This is a genomic window from Streptomyces sp. NPDC033845, from assembly GCF_055576225.1.
The window spans coordinates 1-17,959 of record NZ_JBVIRI010000043.1 but is presented as its reverse complement, the minus strand read 5'-3'; the positions used below and the strand labels follow the sequence as shown (position 1 = coordinate 17,959).

Annotated in this window: 11 protein-coding genes and 11 pseudogenes; 14 read left to right on the top strand and 8 right to left on the bottom strand. The window is 64.1% G+C overall.

The features are described from left to right. The 5 genes and pseudogenes from ACZ50K_RS36500 to ACZ50K_RS36480 all read left to right on the top strand — a co-directional run. Positions 1–479, top strand: a 479-nt coding sequence (locus ACZ50K_RS36500; RefSeq protein ID WP_468911520.1) for a transposase, incomplete at its 5' end; no start/stop codon positions are given. A gap of 696 nt (positions 480–1,175) precedes the next feature. Then, positions 1,176–2,747: an alanine/glycine:cation symporter family protein gene (locus ACZ50K_RS36495; RefSeq protein WP_468911518.1), complete on the top strand. Its 1,572-nt coding sequence runs from the start codon at positions 1,176–1,178 to the stop codon at positions 2,745–2,747. Positions 2,748–3,083: 336 nt separating this feature from the next. Continuing rightward, positions 3,084–3,413, top strand: a complete 330-nt coding sequence (locus ACZ50K_RS36490; RefSeq protein ID WP_468911516.1) for a hypothetical protein — start codon at positions 3,084–3,086, stop codon at positions 3,411–3,413. A 586-nt stretch (positions 3,414–3,999) separates the two neighbouring features. Beyond that, positions 4,000–4,197 (top strand): annotated as a pseudogene (locus ACZ50K_RS36485) (IS630 family transposase); the annotation flags it as partial. 125 nt (positions 4,198–4,322) lie between these two features. After that, positions 4,323–5,600 carry an FAD-dependent oxidoreductase gene (locus tag ACZ50K_RS36480; RefSeq protein ID WP_468911513.1) on the top strand — a complete coding sequence of 426 codons (1,278 nt, stop codon included), beginning with the start codon at positions 4,323–4,325 and terminating at the stop codon, positions 5,598–5,600. Between the two features lie 99 nt (positions 5,601–5,699). On the opposite strand, the pseudogene ACZ50K_RS36475 reads toward ACZ50K_RS36480, so the two are convergent. The 4 pseudogenes from ACZ50K_RS36475 to ACZ50K_RS36460 all read right to left on the bottom strand — a co-directional run. Then, a pseudogene (locus ACZ50K_RS36475) lies at positions 5,700–5,953 on the bottom strand (integrase core domain-containing protein); the annotation flags it as partial. A 56-nt stretch (positions 5,954–6,009) separates the two neighbouring features. After that, positions 6,010–6,219: pseudogene (locus ACZ50K_RS36470) on the bottom strand (IS5/IS1182 family transposase); the annotation flags it as partial. Then, positions 6,220–6,854 (bottom strand): annotated as a pseudogene (locus ACZ50K_RS36465) (IS3 family transposase); the annotation flags it as partial. Between the two features lie 746 nt (positions 6,855–7,600). Further along, a pseudogene (locus ACZ50K_RS36460) lies at positions 7,601–8,710 on the bottom strand (glycoside hydrolase family 18 protein); the annotation flags it as partial. A gap of 377 nt (positions 8,711–9,087) precedes the next feature. Between ACZ50K_RS36460 and ACZ50K_RS36455 the strand changes: the two are divergent. Further along, positions 9,088–10,120 (top strand): annotated as a pseudogene (locus tag ACZ50K_RS36455) (IS3 family transposase); the annotation flags it as partial. 258 nt (positions 10,121–10,378) lie between these two features. Here ACZ50K_RS36455 and ACZ50K_RS36450 read toward each other — a convergent pair. Beyond that, a complete protein-coding gene (locus ACZ50K_RS36450; protein ID WP_468911510.1) occupies positions 10,379–10,723 on the bottom strand; it encodes a hypothetical protein in 345 nt (114 codons plus the stop codon). Between the two features lie 244 nt (positions 10,724–10,967). Here ACZ50K_RS36450 and ACZ50K_RS36445 point away from each other — a divergent pair, with 244 nt between their 5' ends. From ACZ50K_RS36445 to ACZ50K_RS36430, 4 genes and pseudogenes are all read left to right on the top strand, one after another. Further along, on the top strand, positions 10,968–11,555 hold the full coding sequence (locus ACZ50K_RS36445; RefSeq protein WP_468911508.1) for a DUF2975 domain-containing protein: 588 nt from the start codon (positions 10,968–10,970) through the stop codon (positions 11,553–11,555). After that, positions 11,555–11,794 carry a helix-turn-helix domain-containing protein gene (locus tag ACZ50K_RS36440; protein ID WP_468911506.1) on the top strand — a complete coding sequence of 80 codons (240 nt, stop codon included), beginning with the start codon at positions 11,555–11,557 and terminating at the stop codon, positions 11,792–11,794. The genes ACZ50K_RS36445 and ACZ50K_RS36440 overlap by 1 nt, the downstream gene beginning before the upstream one ends. 143 nt (positions 11,795–11,937) lie before the next feature. Further along, a pseudogene (locus ACZ50K_RS36435) lies at positions 11,938–12,057 on the top strand (IS5/IS1182 family transposase); the annotation flags it as partial. 140 nt (positions 12,058–12,197) lie between these two features. After that, positions 12,198–12,419, top strand: a pseudogene (locus tag ACZ50K_RS36430) (transposase); the annotation flags it as partial. A gap of 8 nt (positions 12,420–12,427) precedes the next feature. Here ACZ50K_RS36430 and ACZ50K_RS36425 read toward each other — a convergent pair. Next, the gene (locus ACZ50K_RS36425; RefSeq protein WP_468911504.1) at positions 12,428–12,805 is read right to left on the bottom strand and encodes a transposase family protein; all 378 of its coding nucleotides are present in this window, start codon (positions 12,803–12,805) and stop codon (positions 12,428–12,430) included. A gap of 3 nt (positions 12,806–12,808) precedes the next feature. On the opposite strand from ACZ50K_RS36425, the gene ACZ50K_RS36420 reads away from it, so the two are divergent. Next, positions 12,809–12,994: a hypothetical protein gene (locus ACZ50K_RS36420; RefSeq protein ID WP_468911523.1), complete on the top strand. Its 186-nt coding sequence runs from the start codon at positions 12,809–12,811 to the stop codon at positions 12,992–12,994. Between the two features lie 219 nt (positions 12,995–13,213). Here the strand turns inward: ACZ50K_RS36420 and ACZ50K_RS36415 are convergent, their stop codons facing one another. Both ACZ50K_RS36415 and ACZ50K_RS36410 read right to left on the bottom strand, forming a co-directional pair. Further along, the gene (locus tag ACZ50K_RS36415; protein ID WP_403787306.1) at positions 13,214–13,858 is read right to left on the bottom strand and encodes a hypothetical protein; all 645 of its coding nucleotides are present in this window, start codon (positions 13,856–13,858) and stop codon (positions 13,214–13,216) included. 566 nt (positions 13,859–14,424) lie between these two features. Further along, on the bottom strand, positions 14,425–14,814 hold the full coding sequence (locus ACZ50K_RS36410) for a hypothetical protein (RefSeq protein ID WP_468911501.1): 390 nt from the start codon (positions 14,812–14,814) through the stop codon (positions 14,425–14,427). Positions 14,815–15,018: 204 nt separating this feature from the next. Between ACZ50K_RS36410 and ACZ50K_RS36405 the strand changes: the two are divergent. From ACZ50K_RS36405 to ACZ50K_RS36395, 3 pseudogenes are all read left to right on the top strand, one after another. After that, positions 15,019–15,813: pseudogene (locus ACZ50K_RS36405) on the top strand (IS5 family transposase). A gap of 74 nt (positions 15,814–15,887) precedes the next feature. After that, positions 15,888–17,168, top strand: a pseudogene (locus ACZ50K_RS36400) (IS701 family transposase). A 228-nt stretch (positions 17,169–17,396) separates the two neighbouring features. Beyond that, positions 17,397–17,793: pseudogene (locus tag ACZ50K_RS36395) on the top strand (transposase); the annotation flags it as partial. Positions 17,794–17,959 lie beyond the last annotated feature (166 nt).

Below are 17,959 nucleotides of genomic sequence, written 5' to 3'. Positions count from 1 at the left end.
TCACCGAACACGCCACCGGCGAGGGCAAGCTGTATATCTGCGCGGTCAAGGACGTCTTCAGCAACCGGATCGTGGGCTACTCCATCGACGCACGGATGAAGTCCCGGCTGGCCGTGCAGGCCCTGGACAACGCCGTCGCCCGGCGCCAGGACGTCGCCGGATGCATCGTGCACAGCGATAGAGGATCGCAATTTCGATCAAGGAGATTCGTCCAGGCCCTCAGTCGCAACCGGATGGCCGGCTCGATAGGAAGAGTCGGAGCGGCCGCCGACAACGCGGCCATGGAGTCCTTCTTCAGCCTGCCGCAGAAGAACGTCCTCGACCGCCGCACCTGGGCCACCCGCGAAGAACTCCGCATCGCGATCGTGACCTGGATCGAACGGACCTACCACCGACGCCGCAGACAAACCGCCCTCGGCCGACTCACCCCCGTCGAATACGAAACCGTCATGAGCACACCGGCTCTTCAGGCCGCGTGACTAAACCTGTCACCCAACGCTGCATCAGACCCTTCCTCCATCACCCCGACCCGCAGGTGCGCGAGGAGGCTCGGCTCGCAGCAGCCGAGATCACCGCCGTCGAGTCGGAGGGACTCACCCACAACTCTTGACCATTGCTCGGAACGAGCCGTCCCACTCGATGAAGCACCGCGGGGACGGCTTCAACGTGCAGTTCGTCACCGGTACCGGTGGCCAGCCGTTGTGGCTCTCGCGTGCCCTGCCGGACCGCACCCACGACCTGCCAGCGGCCCGAATCCACCGGATCATCCTGATCTGCGAGCACCAGGGCGTTCCCATCGTGGGCGTTTTCGCTTTCCGGAACGTTCGACCGCGCCTCGTCACCCCCTGGGGCAGCAGGGCAAGCCCACAGGCAGCTCCGGTCCGTGGGTGTCGCCGGCCGCGCCGGTGTGCCACTCGGGCCCGGCCGGGTGCCTATTGGCCGAGCCGAGACCTCCCGATAGCCGACAGAAAATCCAGGATGGATCAGTCTAGGGCAAATGAAGATGCGAGGGGCTCCGGCCGTCCGGCCCCCTTCGCCCCCGGCATTGACCTGACAGGTATGAGCGGTCCGGATGCTGCGCACGCAGCCGAAGGACACGAGCACGGGACTTCATCGCCACCCACCCCCACCGGCGCACCTCAACGCGTCGGTTCTGCGCATCGAGGTGAAGTCCGATGACACTCGACACCGTCACCGCCTCCATAGACGAAGCCGTCAGCGGTTTCTTCGAGCCCATCGCCAACTGGCTCGGGAGCATCGTCTTCTATTCCGTCCCGGTGGCCGACACTCAGCTGCCGCTGATCGTGGCGTGGCTGGTCGTGGCTGGCCTAGTCTTCTCCGGCTGGTTCGGCCTGGTACAGATCCGCAAGTTCCGCCTTGCGGTGAACGTCGTGCGAGGAAAGTACGACGAGCCGGGGTCCGCTGGAGAAGTGAACCACTTCCAAGCCCTGACCACCGCCGTCTCCGGAACCGTGGGTCTGGGCAACATCGCAGGCGTCGCGGTCGCCGTGTCGATCGGTGGTCCAGGAGCGACGTTTTGGATGATCCTCTGCGGTCTGCTCGGCATGGCGACGAAGTTCGTTGAGGTGACCCTGGGCGTGAAGTACCGCGAGGTGCACGCCGACGGGAGCATGTCCGGTGGCCCGATGCACTACCTGCCCAAGGGCCTGGCGGAACGCTTCGGCGCCCGAGGCAAGACGCTCGGTAAGGTCCTCGCCGTCCTGGCCTCCGGGATGGTCCTCTTCTTCGGCCTCTTCGGCGGCAACCTCTTCCAGGTCAACCAGTCCTACGCTCAGCTCGTTTCCGTCACTGGCGGCGAAACTGGCCTGCTCGGTTCCTCCGCGGGGGCGCTGTTCTTCGGCATCCTGGTCGCCGCGATCGTCGGCATCGTGCTCCTCGGCGGCATCCGCTCCATCGCCTCCGTCACCAGTCGACTGGTCCCCGCTATGGCAGGCATCTACATCGTCGCCTGCCTGGTCGTAATCGCGGTCAACGCCGCTGCTATCCCGTCGGCGATCTCGACGATCATCGAGGGCGCCTTCAACCCGCAGGGCGTCGCCGGTGGTGTCCTGGGTGCCCTGATCATCGGATTCAAGCGGGCCGCGTTCTCCAACGAGGCAGGCCTGGGCTCCGCCCCGATCGCGCACTCCGCAGTGAAGACCAAGCACCCCGCCAGCGAGGGTCTGGTCGCCCTGCTGGAACCGTTCATCGACACCATCGTCGTCTGCACCCTAACCGCCCTGACGATCGTCATCGCCAACCCGGCCAGCTGGGGCGAGGCACGCGCGGGCGAGTCCATCGGTGGTGTGACCATCACCTCCGATGCCTTCGCGACCGTCCTGCCCTGGTTCCCGTATGTGCTCACCGTCGCGGTGCTGCTGTTCGCCATCTCCACCGTGCTGACCTGGGGCTACTACTGCATGAAGGCCTGGACACACCTCTTCGGCCGCAGCCGAGGCAGTGAGCTCACCTTCAAGATCCTCTACACGCTCTTTGCGGTCGGTGGCTCCTTGCTGACCCTCCAGACCCTCATCGACCTGGCCGACGGACTGCTCTTCATGCTCGCCGTCGTCAACATCATCGGCCTGTACCTGCTCGCCCCCGTAGTCAAGCGCGAGCTGAACAGTTTCCTCGAGTTCGTCCGCCGGCACGATGCCGGACACGATGACGCGGAGCCAGCCGATTCCGAGCATGACACCGAAGCCGACGCGACCGAAGACACGGAGCCTGCAAAGACCACCGCCTGACAGCCTTTCGCCGGGCCTCGGCCGCCCGTCGGGCCCGTACGCACCGCTCCTCGGTGTGCACCGGGCCCGACGGCGTTCGCCCGCAGCGTGGGCCCTCCCCCTGTCCCTCCCTCGGCTGTTGGAGGGAAGCACGTCCTACGGCCATTTCGCTCATGACACAGGACGCTGCGGCCTGCGGGCGCTGGGCGAGAGTCGGGCGCGAGGGTGAACACAGGTGGGGCCTTCACCCCGAATCCTGAACACGGGTTATGGGGTCTGTCGGGCCTTGACCCCGGATCTTGGACACCGGAGACACTTGGATCTTGATGGTCCAGGAGAACGGAGTCCTTTGTGGGGATGAAGAATTACCCCGTCGAGTTCAAGGCGGACGCGGTCGCGTTGTACCGGTCGAGGCCGGGAGCGACGATCAAGTCCGCGCTCTCGGAGATCATTTCCAAGAGCGCGGAAGCTCTTCCCATGACCTCCAGCGCGGCCTTGTTCCGTGCCAGCTCCCGCTTCAGCCGCTCGTTCTCCCGCCGCAACTTCTCGTTCGCAGTCTCGGCGGCAGACTTCTTCGGCCTGGACGGGCTGGCGCGCCTGTCAGCCAGCTTCTCGAGGGCGCCGGAGTTCCCGGCCGCTCGCCACTCCCGGCCGGATCCGATCCGGACGGCTTCGTGCTGGTCATGAGAGGTGGTCTACTGTCGATGCCCTCTCAGGCTAACCCGACAAAGCGGAATTTCTCACTCAAGGCTGACAGAGAGGGCCTCGCGCGCTGTGACGGCGGCGTTGGCGTGCGGCAAGGTAGGCGTAGTAGCCGGAGCGGGAGATCAGGGCCCGGCAGAGCAGCGAGACGCTGCAGCCGTCCGGGCGGTTGGGGCCGGCCTTCTCCGCGTCGACGAACGTGTAGCGCGCGGCTACGTCTACTTCGTCTTGTGGTTCGCGAAGAAGGCGGTCGCTTTCCCCAGCGCCTCGATCGTCTGTTCGATCTCACGGACCTTGCGGCGCAGTCGCACCAGCTCCTCGCGCTCGGCCGTGGTCAGTGCGCCAGCCGGCCCCTGCCCGTAGTCGGTCTTGTCCTGATTGACCCAGTTTCGCAGCCCCTCGGGGCTCCTCGGTGACCGTCTTGCCCGACGAGTACACCAGGGCCACCGCGTCGCGCTTGAACTCGGGCGTGTACTGCTTGCTCGTGTTGCTCTTCTTGCTCACTACCTGGAACTGCTTCCTCCGGGACCGTCCGTCCCAGTATCAGGCTGTCCAGGCCACAGGGGGAACTTCACCTGACCTCAACCCGGTCGAGGGCATCTGGTCCCTGCTACGACGCGGCTTCCTGGCCAACGTCGCCTTCGCCGATCCCGACCACCTCGTGCGAGCGGTCAGGCGCGGCTTGCGCAAGATCCAGTACCGGCCCCAGCTCATCGACGGCTGCCTGGCCGCGACCGGGCTGACCACCGACATTGCGAGTTCAACCTGAGTAGCCGCCTGTCGCGCGATCCATCAGACGGCGTAAAATTGGTTCATCCTTATGGATGAGGCCGGTACTCGAATTGCACCAAAAACTGGTGCGGAACTTCGAGTGACCCTGATGCCGGTGCCCTCATGCACAGCACCTACCGGGAAAGCGAGCAGCGAGCCATGAAGAGCTTCGACGTGGTGGTGGCAGGTGGCGGCTCGGGCGGCTTCGCGGCGGCGGTAGGCGCTTCGCGTGCTGGTGCGCACACGCTTTTGGTGGAGCGCGGCGCATGCCTCGGCGGAGCGGCTACCTTGCGCAATGTGCTGACATACTGTGGCCTTTACACACGAGACACTACCACTCAGGTGGTCCACGGTGTAGCGGACGAGCTGCTCACCGAGCTGCGCCTGATGAATGCGTTGAGTGAACCTGTTCGCCTAAACGGCGTCGCCGTAATTTTCGACCCAGAAAGCGTAAAGTATGCCTTTGATGATATATGCGCTCGCGCCAAGGTCAATGTGCTACTGCACAGTCATGTCTTTTCAGCGCTGCGAGAGGACGGCAAGATTATCAAGATTGGACTTGTGGACCATTCTGGCATACATGAAGTGTTTGCTACAGCTTTCGTCGATGCTACTGGGGAAGCCGACCTCGCTTACCACGCTGGCAGCGATGTCAGATATGGCACTGATGGATGGGTGCAAAATGGCACGCTCGGTGTACGCATAGGTGGAATTCCGATCGACGCATGCGTAGACCGACAGAATCTGGCTGCGGCAGTCCACACGGCCAAGAAATGCGGCAAGCAGCATCTGACTGCCGAGACCGGGCTTGTCGCACGATTGCCGATCTCTGGCGATTTGATCACATACCTTGCAGACGAAGGATATGACGCACGAGATGCCACCGACACTACTCGAGCCGAGATTAGTGCCCGCCAACAAGCGCAAGCATATCTTGAAACGATTCATACCCTGCCGGGCTGCGATGGAGCGTATATAGTCAGTACAGGGCCCGAGCTGGGAACTCGTGAATCTCGACACATTGTCGGGCGTTATCAAATCACCGCAACGGAGATCCTAGAACCCACATACAACAAAGATGCGGTTGCTGTAGGCGCCTGGCCTGTAGAAATTCACCTCGGTGCCGGAATCCCGTCCAGATGGAAATTTATCGACCGGCCTGGATACTACGGCATACCACTCGATGTGTTGCGAAGTCGTAACACTCCAAACCTATTTACTGCGGGGCGTACGGTTGATGGTGACCGTGAGGCTGGCGCTTCACTTCGCGTTATGGGTACGGCCCTTGCGACCGGGCACGCTGCAGGCGTGGCAGCTGCTCTCTTTGCCAGCCATGGGAACATATCCACCCAAGAGGTGCGCGAGGAGCTAATACGACAAAAGGCGTGGCTACCCGCGTGACATTCCTGGTGCCCGTGGCCGCATGCTCCAGCCACGAGGCGCCTTGTCGTCACGTCTCCGTGGTTCCGCGCCTCCCAGATCACTGAGCCTTTCCCAACCTCAGTCTGAGCTGGCCAGATCGAGGGTGAGGACGGCTTGGGGCCTTGATCCCGAATCCTGAATGGGGCTGCGGTGTCCGACGTGGGAGTGCCGGCGTCGCGTGTTGTAGCGGGTCAGCCATCGGAAGGCGTCGAATCGTGCCTGGCGCTCGTTGGGCCAGCTCTTTTGGCCCTGGAGCGTCTCGCGTTTGAAGGTCGCGTTGAAGGACTCCGCGAAGCGTTGTCCGCGCTGGACCCGACCGCGCTCATGCTCCGCCGGGGCATTGCCGTCCTTAGAGGGCATTTGATCTAGGCATATTGCCCTGTATGCCCTAGTAGGTTCCTCGCCAGGTTGGTGTGGTCTCGTCCGTTATGCGCTTGGCGAGGTTGTCGATCGAGGCGATGTGGATCATGGCTACGGAGCTGGTACCGAGGGTCTCGCAGTCGCGGGCGAGACGTCGGTGCAGCATGATCCAACCCAGACTTCGCTCGACAACCCAGCGTCTTTTGACAACGTGAAATCCGCTGACTCCCGGGTTTCTCGTGGTGCGCTTGCGCCGGCGCAGGTGCCGGCCGACGACATGGTGCTCGCGCATCAGCCTGGTCGCGCTTGCGGTTGACCTTCCGTCCGCCGATCCGCAACTCGGCGTGGACACGGCGAGCACCGTAGGCCTCGCGGTGCTCGGCGTGGATTGGCGGATCTCGGTGACCGAGGCCTCCTGCTCGGCCCGACGCGCCTCGCGGGCCGGGGCGCCGGCCAGCCAGCGGTAGTAGCCCGACCGGGAAGCGCCGAGTATCCGGCACAGCCGCTGCACACCGAAGTCCTCGGAGTTGGCGGAGATGAAGTCCCAGCGGCGGGCCTTCACTGCATCTCCTTCGCGAAATAGGCGACTGCCCGGCGCAGGATCCCCCGCTCCAGCTGCCACTCCTTCTCCGCCTTGGCCAGACGGGCGTTCTCCGCCCGCAGCCAGGTCAGCTCCTCCTGAATCCCTTCGGGCCTGCTGCCGGCGCCGTCCCCGGGCCCCGCCTCAGCGGCCCGCACCTAGCTCCGCAGCGTCTCGGGGTTGATGTTCAAGTCGGCCGCGACGTGCCTGAACCTCCGCCGCCCGGCCGACGCCCGCCACAAAGCCACCGCGTCGGAACGGAACTCCACCCTGTACTTCGAGGGCCGTGCCACGTAGACCTTCACCTTCCTGGATCAACAAGATCCATTGTCAGGTGTGTCCACATCGCAGGGGTTACCTCACCCTCATCTGGATCGCAGATACGGTCAGGTACCGGGCCGGTTCAGTTGCGGGGTGGCCCTAGTGCAAGTTGCGCGGAACGCATCATCATTCTGCTTCCCGTCGCTGGGGCAAATCCACGTGCCGGCTGCGCTACCTGACTCGATGGTCACCTTGAAAGGCGCCCCGTCCGCGGAATTCCACTTGCAGCCAGTGGTAAGCAGGACGTGTTCTTGCGGCGTGTTCCCGTCCTCTGCGGTACCGCTAGAGCATATTACGATCGATTCCGCAGCGGATTGTGGAGCGAGAGTGATGCTCGCGGCACCCGCAAGGGCGAGCGCAGTAGCCAGGGTTCTCAAAGATCGCAGAACGGTGGATCGCATGGGATCTCCTCTCATAGCCTGGCCTAATGCATCACGATGAGTGCTGAGCAGAAGCTCTCCCCTGCCCTGCCGTAATTATCTATTTTGGACTCCCCCACACGTCAACTGCGGCATCGAGGTTGTGACCCGCAAGCCCAGGAGGACAGCGTAAGCCAAACGCCGTAAATTCCCGAGATGCCGCCTCGTACGCGAATCCGCCGTCGCATTCGGATAGCGCCGTTGCTGCGGCCCGCGTCGGCGCTGTGCTGGTCGACCGCGCGAGCAGTACGATTGATCGGCACAGCACCGAAGGATCCGTTGAATATAGCCGAGCCCGATTACTGAAGGCCGGTGGAGACGGCGTTGGCGAGTTCACCGTCGGCAGTATCTCCGCTGAACTCCCAATAGAAGGCACCTCTGAGGCCCTGGTTCTTTACCCAGGCCATCTTGGTGGCGATAGTGGTCGGGGTGTCATAACTCCACCAATTGCTATCGCACTTGGCGTAGGCGGTGCCGGCTATGGTGTTGGAGGCGGGGCAGGTGCTCTTGAGGACTTTGTAGTCCTGGATTCCCGGCTCGAACCTACCGAGGGCCGGTCCGGTGGCGGTGCCGCCGGGGGGTTCCTGAGTGACGCCGGTCCAACCGCGGCCGTAGAAGCCGATACCGAGATTCAGCTTGTTGCTGTTGATCCCCATGCCCTTGAGATGGGCGATGGTGGCCTCTGAGTCGTAGCCCTCCTTCGGGATACCCGGGTAAGAAGTCAGGGGGGAATGCGGAGCGGTCGGACCCGTGGCGTCCCAGGCGCCGAAGTAGTCATAGGTCATGACGTTGTAGAAGTCGATGTACTGGGCGGCGCCAGCATAGTCGGCTGCATCCAGTTTGGTGGGGCTGGCGGCGATGGCTGCGGTCACCAGGCTGCCGGTGCCGAACTCGTCCCGCATGGCCTTCATCATGTTCTTCAGGGCGGCGGGGCCAGAGGTGTCGCAGGTCAGGCCGCAGGCGTTCGGGTACTCCCAATCCAGGTCAATGCCGTCGAAGATATCGGCCCAACGCGGGTCCTCAACCAAGGCGTGGCAGGACTTTGCAAAGGCAGTCGCTGCGGCTGGGCTAGCCACGGCTTCGCCGAATCCGCCGGACCAAGTCCAACCGCCGAACGACCACAGGACCTTTATGTTCGGGAACTTGGCCTTCAGCTCACGCAGCTGATTGAAGTTTCCGCGCAACGGCTGATCCCACGCGTCAGCCTTGCCATTGACACTCTGATCGGCGGTGTATGCCTTTTCGTAGTCTGCATAGGAGTCCCCGACGGTGCACTTACCGTTCTCCACGTTCCCGAAGGCATAGTTGATGTGCGTGATATTCGACGCAGTGCCGGATGTGACCAGATTCTTCACGTGGTAGTCGCGCTCGTAGACGCCCCAGTTGGTGAAGTAGCCGAGCTTCACCACGCCAGCCGCTCCCGGGGCAGCAGCCACCCGGGCCCGTCCCTCGCTGGGAGTGTTAGAGCCTTGGGCACGAGTAGAGCTCGGGGAGGTTTCCGCCTGAGCCGGAGAGGCCAGGGCAAGGAACCCAGAGAGAGGTAGAACGAAGGCGGCAATGGTGGCCGCGACTCTAGTCGAGAAACGATTGCGCAGTCGGCGTGCTGTCCTCAAGAGTGCACCTCCGTAGGTTGCCACCGCCGAAGCCCGGTAGAGGCTTGGGGATGAGACCCTCTGGCTTCTCGGCCACTGTGATCCAGCAGCACGAGACCCTCTGGTTCAGAATCTCACAACGTTGTTGGAGGCGCGCCCTGCAGCAGGTGAAGCCGTCCACGGGGACGCCGGACGCAGGAACGGCCCAGCCGCAGGCCGCGCTGGAGGCGCAGAACGCGGCTCTGCGGAAGAAGGTCCGCGAGCTCGAGGAGGAACGCGAGATCCTGCGGAAAGCGGCGAAGTGTTTCGCCGGGGAGACGCGCTGGTGAACCGCTTCCAGTTCGTCGCCGACCATCAGCGCCGCCACGGCGTGAAGCGGCTGTGCACCATTCTCGGCATCAGCCTCTCGAGCTTCTCCTCCTGGCGCCGGACGGCCGCGGACCGGGCCGCACGGCAGGCGGCCGATGCGCGGCTGGCAGCCCGGATATGGGCGGTCCACCAGGACTCGGAGGGCACCTACGGAGCCCCGAGAATCACCGCTGAACTCCGCGAGACGAGTGGTGAGGCGGTCAACCACAAGCGGGTTGCCCGGACCATGCGGGCGTTCGGGGTCGAAGGGGTCCGGTTGCGCCGCCTGCACCGCACCACCGTCCCCGATCCGTCTGGGGCCAAGGCTCCAGACGGATCGGCCGCGACTTCAGCGCGGGCGAGCCGAACACGAGGTACGTCGGCGACATCACCTACCTGACCATCGACGGCGGGAAGTTCTGCTACCTGGCGACCGTCATCGACCTCGCCTCGCGCCGTCTGGCCGGCTGGGCGATCGCCGACCACATGCGCGCGGACCTCGTCACCGACGCCCTGGCCGCAGCAATCCGCACTCGCGGCAGCCTCGCCGGAGCGATCATGCACACCGACCACGGAGCCCAGTACACGAGCAGGGCATTCGCCGAAGCTTGCAGGTCAGCAGGGGTGCGACGCAGCATGAGTGCGGTCGGGTCCAGCGCGGACAACGCACTCGCCGAATCCTTCAGCGCGACCCTCAAACGCGAAACCCTGCAGGGACGGAAGAGCTGGCCAGGAGAGCACGAGGCCCGACTCGACGCCTTCCTATGGCTCCACCGCTACAACACAAGGCGCCGGCACTCCAGTCTCGGACAACGATCACCGATCGCCTTCGAGAACACCTTCCACCCAGCACCAACTACGCTGGCACCAGCCGCATAACCCGTGTTTTCAGCATTCGGGGTCAAGGCCCCTTCCCACCTGCCCCACAAGGCCAGCCAGATCAGATGTCACCCGATCGTGCGGCAGACCCATTCCAACGACCGCCGGGGACATCGCGGTTACGGCCTTGCCTCCTCCGGACGCGTCATGCCGGAGGATGTCACAGACGGGTGGTGAACCGGCCGTCGGGTTGTTTTCGCAGCCAGCCACGGTCGGTGAGTCTGATCAGTTTCCCGCGCAGTGGTTCCAGCTTGGACTTCACGCTGACGTCAGTCCCAGCGTCTCGCCGACCTGCAGGGCTGTCACCTGACCGCCGGCCTCGTGCACGACGGTGAGGATGCGCTGGTAGTCCGGCGGGAGCATGGTCTCCCGCGTGTCCGGGCCGCGGTGCGGGACGAGCATCACTGCCCGCCCAACCACCTGGCCGGGCGCCGGTGCGACCGAGGCACGCTCGCCCGCGATCTCTTCACTCACGCGCTCGAGGACTCTTTCAGCGACGGCGAGTTCGTCCCGCTCGGAGCGCACCTTGGCCAGCTGTGCTTCGAAGTCGTCCAGCTCGGCGCGTCGCGCGGTGATCCGTTCCAGCAGTTCGGGATCCAGCATGCACTGGATCGTAGAAGAACATCGAACCACGACGAGCAGGAACTGACTGCGGGTGGCCGAAGCCGACCACTGATCCGTTGCCCGGGATCGCTGGGATGACGGCGGAGGGCAGAGCCCGCCGGAACAAGCGAGGGAGGTATTCAACGCCCAGGTCTGCCCTTTCAGGCACTCCCGCAGCCACGCGCTTGTCGATTATCGATATGCCCCGCTAGCATGTGCATATCGATAATCGATAAGGAGAGACATGAGGAACACGCGACTCACGAGGGCCCTGGCCTCGCTCACCCTTGCGCTGGCGGTGCTCTGTGCCCTCGCGTTCGTCGGCACGGCGGTCACGCACATACTCGACGACGGGGCGGTCTGTGCGAAGACAGACTTCTGGCACAACGCCACACTGGAGGGCGGCGTCCCCGTGGGTGCGGGCGTTAAGGCGTCCAGTAGCACCACCCGCCTGTGCCAGGACAGCCCCTCCGCGGGTCAGCGTGCCGCCGACCTCGGGAACCTGCTGCCCTGGTGGCTCTTCGGATCCGTGGCACTGCTTCTCTTCTCCCGGCTACTCGCGGCCGTTGTGCGGGAGGGACCGTTCACCGCCCCCGTGGCATCCCGGATCTCCTCTCTGGGGTGGTTCCTCACCGTCGGAACGCCGATGGCCGGCCTCCTCGTCGGCTGGTCACAGTCCTGGCTCGTGGGCAGCATGGCGCCGATGATCGGTTCCGGACCGGCAATCTCCGGATCCATGGTTCTCGTCCTCGTTGGCCTCGCCACGGTGATCATGGGGAACATCATGCGCGAGGGCGTGCACATGCGAGAGGACCTCGAAGGGACCATTTGATGCCCAACGATGAGGAACCTCACTCGATCCGGATTCACCTCGACCACATTCTCACTGAGCGCGGCATGACGCTCACCGAGCTGTCCTCGCAGGTCGGCATCACTGTCGTCAACCTGTCCGTGCTGAAAAACGGCCGGGCCAAGGCCGTCCGCTTTTCAACCCTGTCGAGGATCTGCGAGGTCTTGCGGTGCCAGCCGGGAGACCTGATTACCTACGAACCCACCAAGCCCGGTCCATAGCCAACCGATCTGGCAGACGATCTACTCCACAGACTCCCGCCGACGACCAGCGCGACTACGCCGCCAGGTCGGCACGCCAGCCCTTTGGCCAGCGACTTCAAGTTGGCAAAGGCTCACTCACCCGCGCACCGCGGCAGGCACGTCCCGAGTACGTGCTCGTGGACGGCACGCTCGCCGAGTGCGACCGCGTCGGCTACGGCCAGGAAGACTACGCCGGCAAGCACCGCAAGCACGGCGTGACCATCCAGGCGGTGACCGGTCCGGTAATAGGACTCCGTTAGCTTCGCGCTCTGGCGAAGTGCGGCGTCCAGCAGGTGATCAGGTAAGCGAAAAGTGCCTCTGACCAGCAAGAATGAGGATGGTCGAGGTCCTTGTTCCTGCCATCGCCGGAGGCACTTCTCGGGTGAAGAGGACTATCGGGTCGTACCCACGTGTCCGCGTTGAGGGCGGTGGCCGCGGGGTTGTCTCGCAGGCCGGTTCGGTCCTGCTGGTGGAAACGGCCCGCAAGACCGGTCTTGAGCAGGCGATATCGAGGGCGCTTGCGCCATGGCGTTGTCCGAGGGCAGTGCATGATCCGGGGAAGATCCTCCTGGACCTCGCCCTGGCTGTTGCGCTGGGCGGGGATGAGCCTTTTCAGCGGCGGGTCTCCAGGGTGAGGATGGCTCGGGCGATTGACGTGAGGTTGTTGGGACTGAGGCGGGCTCGGAGGATGCGCCAGGTCTTGATGCGGGCGATGGCTTTTTCGACGGGCCGTCGGAGGCGGGAGTGGGGCCGGTTGACGGACTTCTGTTCGAGCGTGAGGTCTTGCGCCGGCTTTCGGCGGTGGGGCACCGCGGTGATGTCGCCGGCTCCCTGGTAGGCCTTGTCGGCCAGGACGGGGATGCCCAGGCGGACGCTGGTGGCGATGAGCCGGTGCCGACGGGCTGCGGTCAGATCGTGGACACGGCCTGCCAGCGCGGGTGAGATCCCCACCAGGGTGCCGTTGGGGTCGGTGATGGCCTGCAGGTTCACGCCGTGGCGGTGGTGTTTTCCCGAGTAGTCGGCGCGACTGTCGCCGACCCGGTCGCACTGCCCACCGCGGCCGGACAGCTCGTTACCACCGGGCGCCGGCGGACCCTCCGTCTCGCCCGGCATTGGCCCTGGACCCTCGACACCACCACCGCCCTCGACCGGCTCGCCCGACTCCCGAATCCCGGCTGACCAGCAGCTTCCCGTCCCGACGACAGCACCACCCGACCCGGAGCAGTGGAACCCAGCGCCCACCCGACACGACAGCCGGGCATCCGCGCTGCCCTCACCAGCCACAGAACGCACGACGGTCTGCCGACTCCGTCGGCAGACCGTCAAGAAAAATCGAGGCTAACCTGCCCTTTCACTTCTCACAGGACGATATGGTAGCCATCCGGCCGCCACTTTCTTTTAAACGAGAGTGCAACAAGCCGATGAGTGGCCCTTGCGGCGGACCGGCGGTGCCAAGTGTACGGCCTTCTCGGGATCAAGAGTGTATCCGTCTGCACCTACATATATTTTGTCTCCGGATTCGGTGACCCACCACGAAGTGCCCTCCTTCGCACAATGTCCCATTGAGGCTTTCACCCAGGTGCTTGAATCTACTGCTTGCCCTCTGAAAAGCAAATCATGCGTTCCCTGATCGGTTACGACCCAGTAGTGATTCTCGAAAATCCACCACCTTCCGTCAATATTTCCTCGCTTACCGTCAATTATCTCTTGCTCAGCCTCTCCATTGATGAAGAACGGATAATCGTAACCTTCGACGGCTGCCTCAATATCCAGCGCCTTAAGCAGGGCCACGCAACCGCGAGACAAGCTTAGGCAGTCCCCGTTTCCACTGTCGAGAAGTCCAGAAGCTCCATTACTGCCGCCCGTCCATTCGAATCCGGATCCGACAATATTTTCCACGATTCGCTGGATTGTTGCGGCCTGATTTTCGCGTGCGTAAGTTAGCTTTGATTCCAGATCCTCACCGCCCACTCCGCCCAGGAAGTAGTTAATTCGCGATTCGCCGTGGGTGGCATAAAGTTCTTGCAGCTCAGTCGTGCCCATGTGAGACCTTTCAGTGCGGGGTAACCGGGAAGTTCAGTAAAACTGTTGCCAGGCGTTAGCGCTTGCCCTATAGTGTCGCCTATTGGGCAAATGGACGCCTGTACGGGAAAACCTGCCTGGCCGACTCTTTCGTCCCTGCAGGGTTTCGCGTTTGAAGGTCGCTTTGAAGGATTCGGCGAGTGGGTTGGTCGCGCTAGTACTCCAGCAGGACATTGCTGTCTGACCTGCGGGTTTCGCTGGGCGGCTGGAGTACTAGGCCTGGTGGCGGGGCGGGACCGTGAGGACGTGGCGGCGGTGTTCGGGGTGTCGCTGAAGGCGGTCGACATCTGGGGGCGAAGTGGCAGGCCGGCGGCCGGGAGGCGCTGGTCATGCGCCCGCGCGGCAAGCCGGTCGGGGTGCACCAGGTGATTGGGGAAGCCGGGGGCGATGGTGACAGCCTGGCCCGAAGATCACGGGGAAAATTTACGATAGCCTCCCACCCACGCCGCCACGCTCCCATCTCGGACCCTTCCGCCTACACCTCCAAGACGCAGGGGCCGCTTCACAGTCCAGCTAGGGGAATTCCGTCAGACCCGGTCTACTTCGATTCCTCCCTTGTGCACGACGAAGTCAACGGTGCCGACAGGGGCCGTGTAAGTTCCGCCGCCCGGGATAGATACCACAGCAGACAGGTTGCCCGACTTGTAGCGAAGAGCAATTTTTGCTTCACTGTCGATCTTCTTATTATCAGCCTTCGGCAGCATGTTCTTGACAGTCACCATGGTGTCGGCCGGGATCTGCCCGAAACGGCCAGTTGCGACACAGGGGATCTCTACTCCTCGATCGATCTCCTGGACCTCACACTTCTGCCCCTTAGCGATCGAGCCGGCCGCGTCCGCCTCTGCGGCGAAAGCTGGGACACCAATAGTTGCCACAAGCGCAGCAGAGATTACACCGGCTGCAAGAATCTTCTTCACTAGGCTTCCCATCGAACTCTATTTGACACAGGAAATTAAATCCATTGTTCACTTTTCAGTATGGGGAAGCAGGGCTTATAGGATTACTAAGCTCTTACTTCCGGTTCCTTAGAGCTCGTAACACGATCTTGATGAGATGCTCTGGTCAGCCATGACCGGTGTGACGATTCGGCCGTTCGTGGTGGTGTGAGTACTCGGCCGTGGATCGTGGACGACGACTTGTGGGCGCTGATCGAGCCGCTGCTACCGCCCTGGCCTGCGAGGTCACCAGGGCCGCGGCCGGTGGCTGACCGGCTGTGCCTGCAAGGCATCTTGTACGTGCTCTGCAACGACATCGCGTGGCAACTCCTGCCGCCTGAGCTGGGGTTCGGCTCGGGGCAGACCTGCTGGCGGCGCCTGGAGCGATGGCAGCAGGCCGGAGTCTTCGACCAGCTACACCGGATCCTTCTCGCCGAACTGAACGCGGCCGGCCGGCTCGATTCGTCCAGGGCGTGCGTGGACGGCTCCCACATTTCCGCGCGAAAAAGGGGGGAGCCGACACCGGTCCGTCGCCGGTCGACCGGCGGAAGACGGGCAGCAAACACCACCTGATCTGCGACGGACGCGGCACCCCGCTCAAGGTCATCACGACCGCGGCCAACGTCAACGACGTCACCCAGACCCTCGCCCTGGTCGACGGCATCCCACCGGTGGCAGGCCGTCCCGGCCGGCCCCGCAGGCGTCCCGAGGGCCCTGCTCGGAGACAAAGGTTACGACTCCAACCCCAACCGGGAAGAGCTGCGCAAACGCCGGATCCTGCCCGTCATCTCCCGCAAGGGCGTCCCGAACATCAAGGGCATGGGCAAGCTCCGCTACGTCGTGGAGCAGACCTTCGCCCTGCTCCACCAGTTCAAACGACTCGCCGTCCGCTAGGAACGCCGCACCGAACTCCACGACGCCTTCGTCTCCCTCGCCTGCAGCCTCATCTGCTGGCGACGCCTCACGAAGCACGCTTCATGATCGTGTTACGAGCTCTTAGTAGGACTCCGTAAGGTCTTCAGGTTCGGCTGCTCGTGGGCGGGCATGCCTGATGTGTGGATGCGCGTGAAGTAGACCTTGTTCGGGCTGAGTTGGCGTCGTATGTGACTCATGTGTTCGCCTCTCTGCGGCGCAAGGATCAGCGGGCCAAGAGCGACTGATACCTGCGGGGTCTGATGCTGGACGGCCGGCGGAAGTCGATCCAGGCCATGGCCGCTCGGCTGCCGGACGGCAACGAGCAGAACCTGCAGCAGTTCGTGAACCAGTCCACCTGGGATCCGGTCCCGGTGCAGCGTCGGATCTGTGAACGCATGCTGCCGCTCATCGCCCCGATGGCCTGGGTGATCGACGATGTGTCGCTGCCGAAGGACGGAAGAATGTCGGTGGGGGTGGCTCCGCAGTACTGCGGAGCCCTGGGCAAACGCGCCAATTGCCAGGTCGCGGTCAGCGTCCATGCCGCAACGGACACCGCCTCCTGCCCGCTGCAGTGGAGGCTGTTCCTGCCTCGGTCATGGGAAGCGGACGACGATCGCAGGACGTCCACGCGCGTCCCGGCCGAGGTCACCCACCGGGAGAAATGGCGGTTGGCTCTGGACATGCTCGACACCCTGTCCGAGTGGGAGATGAGCCCTCCGGCGGTGGTGGCGGACGCCGCCTACGGCACCAACGCACACTTCCGGGCTGGGCTCGCCGACCGCGGAATCCACTATGTCCTGGCCATCCGGGCAGACGTGAGTGCCCATCCGTTCGATGCCGAGCCCGAGGCTCCGCCCCGCAAGGGGCCGGTTGGCTGCTGGCCCCAGCCGCGCTACCGGCACCCCGCACCGTCAGTGGCGGCCCTGGCCGCCGGTCTCGGGCCGGAGGCATTCACCACGCTCACTTGGCGGCAGGGCACCCGAGGCCGGTTGAAGTCGCGCTTCGCCGCCGTGCGGGTCCGGCCCGCCGGCAAGGCCGTCGAGCGTCCGATCAAGGCCGCAGCTTCGTCCACGCAGGGCTGGTGGGACGGGGTCCTGCCCGACTGCTGGCTGCTGGTCGAGTGGCCGGACGGCGCTGACGCCCCCACCGACTACTGGCTCTCCAGCCTCCCGGCAGACATCCCGATCACCGAGCTGGTCCGTCTGGCCAAAGTCCGCTGGCGCATCGAGCACGACTACCGGGAACTCAAGCACGGCCTGGGCCTGGACCACTTCGAGGCACGGTCCTGGCCGGGCTGGCACCACCACGTCACCCTCGTGACCGCCGCCCAGGCCTTCCTCACGGAGCAGAGGCTGGCCCCAAAAGTCCCAGGACCGGCCTCACTCTCTACCAGACCCTCGACGCTCTCCAAAGCATCCTGAGGTGCTGGACCGGCATCTGCACCACCTGCCTGCAGCCCCTCCCGAACAGACCACACACCACACCAAGATCAAGAGCGACCTAACGGAGTCCTATTAGAACTCCTAACGGAATGAGTCTTCGGGGGCGGCTCCCCGACGTGAGGTGCTGTCGGGGAGCTTGAGCGGCCGCTGCCGCGCGAGGTGAAGGTCATCGATTCAGCCGCGTTGTTCCGGCTGGAGGAGCGGGCGATCGCCGAGCGGACCGGTCTGCCCATATCCGTCGCCATCTCGGCGCGAACCTGCACGACAGTCAGGCCCCGCAGCCCCTGGTCTCGGTATCCCGCCGATACGCTCCCGCCGCGGACCACGTCGCCGACGGCCCGGCAAGCTGCACGGCGACAAGGGATCCGACTACTCCCACCTGCGCAGATGGCTGCGCGATCGCGGAATCCCCCACCGCATCGCACGAAAGGGGATCGAGCCGTCGAACCGACTCGGCCGGCATCGATGGGTGGTGGAGCGGACGGTGTCCTGGCTCGCAGGCTGCCGCCGCTTACACCGCCGTTACGAGCGCAAGGCTGAACACTTCCTCGCGTTCGCAGGCATCGCCGCAGCCCTCATCTGCTACCGCCGACTCGCCAAATGAGATGCATTCTTAGCCTCAAATACGAGATCACCGTGTGGCCGTCGGTACACCACTCCAGCGGACGTGACCTATTAGAAGCCGTATCTCAACCGAACGTGATCGCTTGATTTCTGCTGGTCAGGCATGGTGCGGCTCCGAATGAGGGAGGGATCCGGCGTCTTGTTTC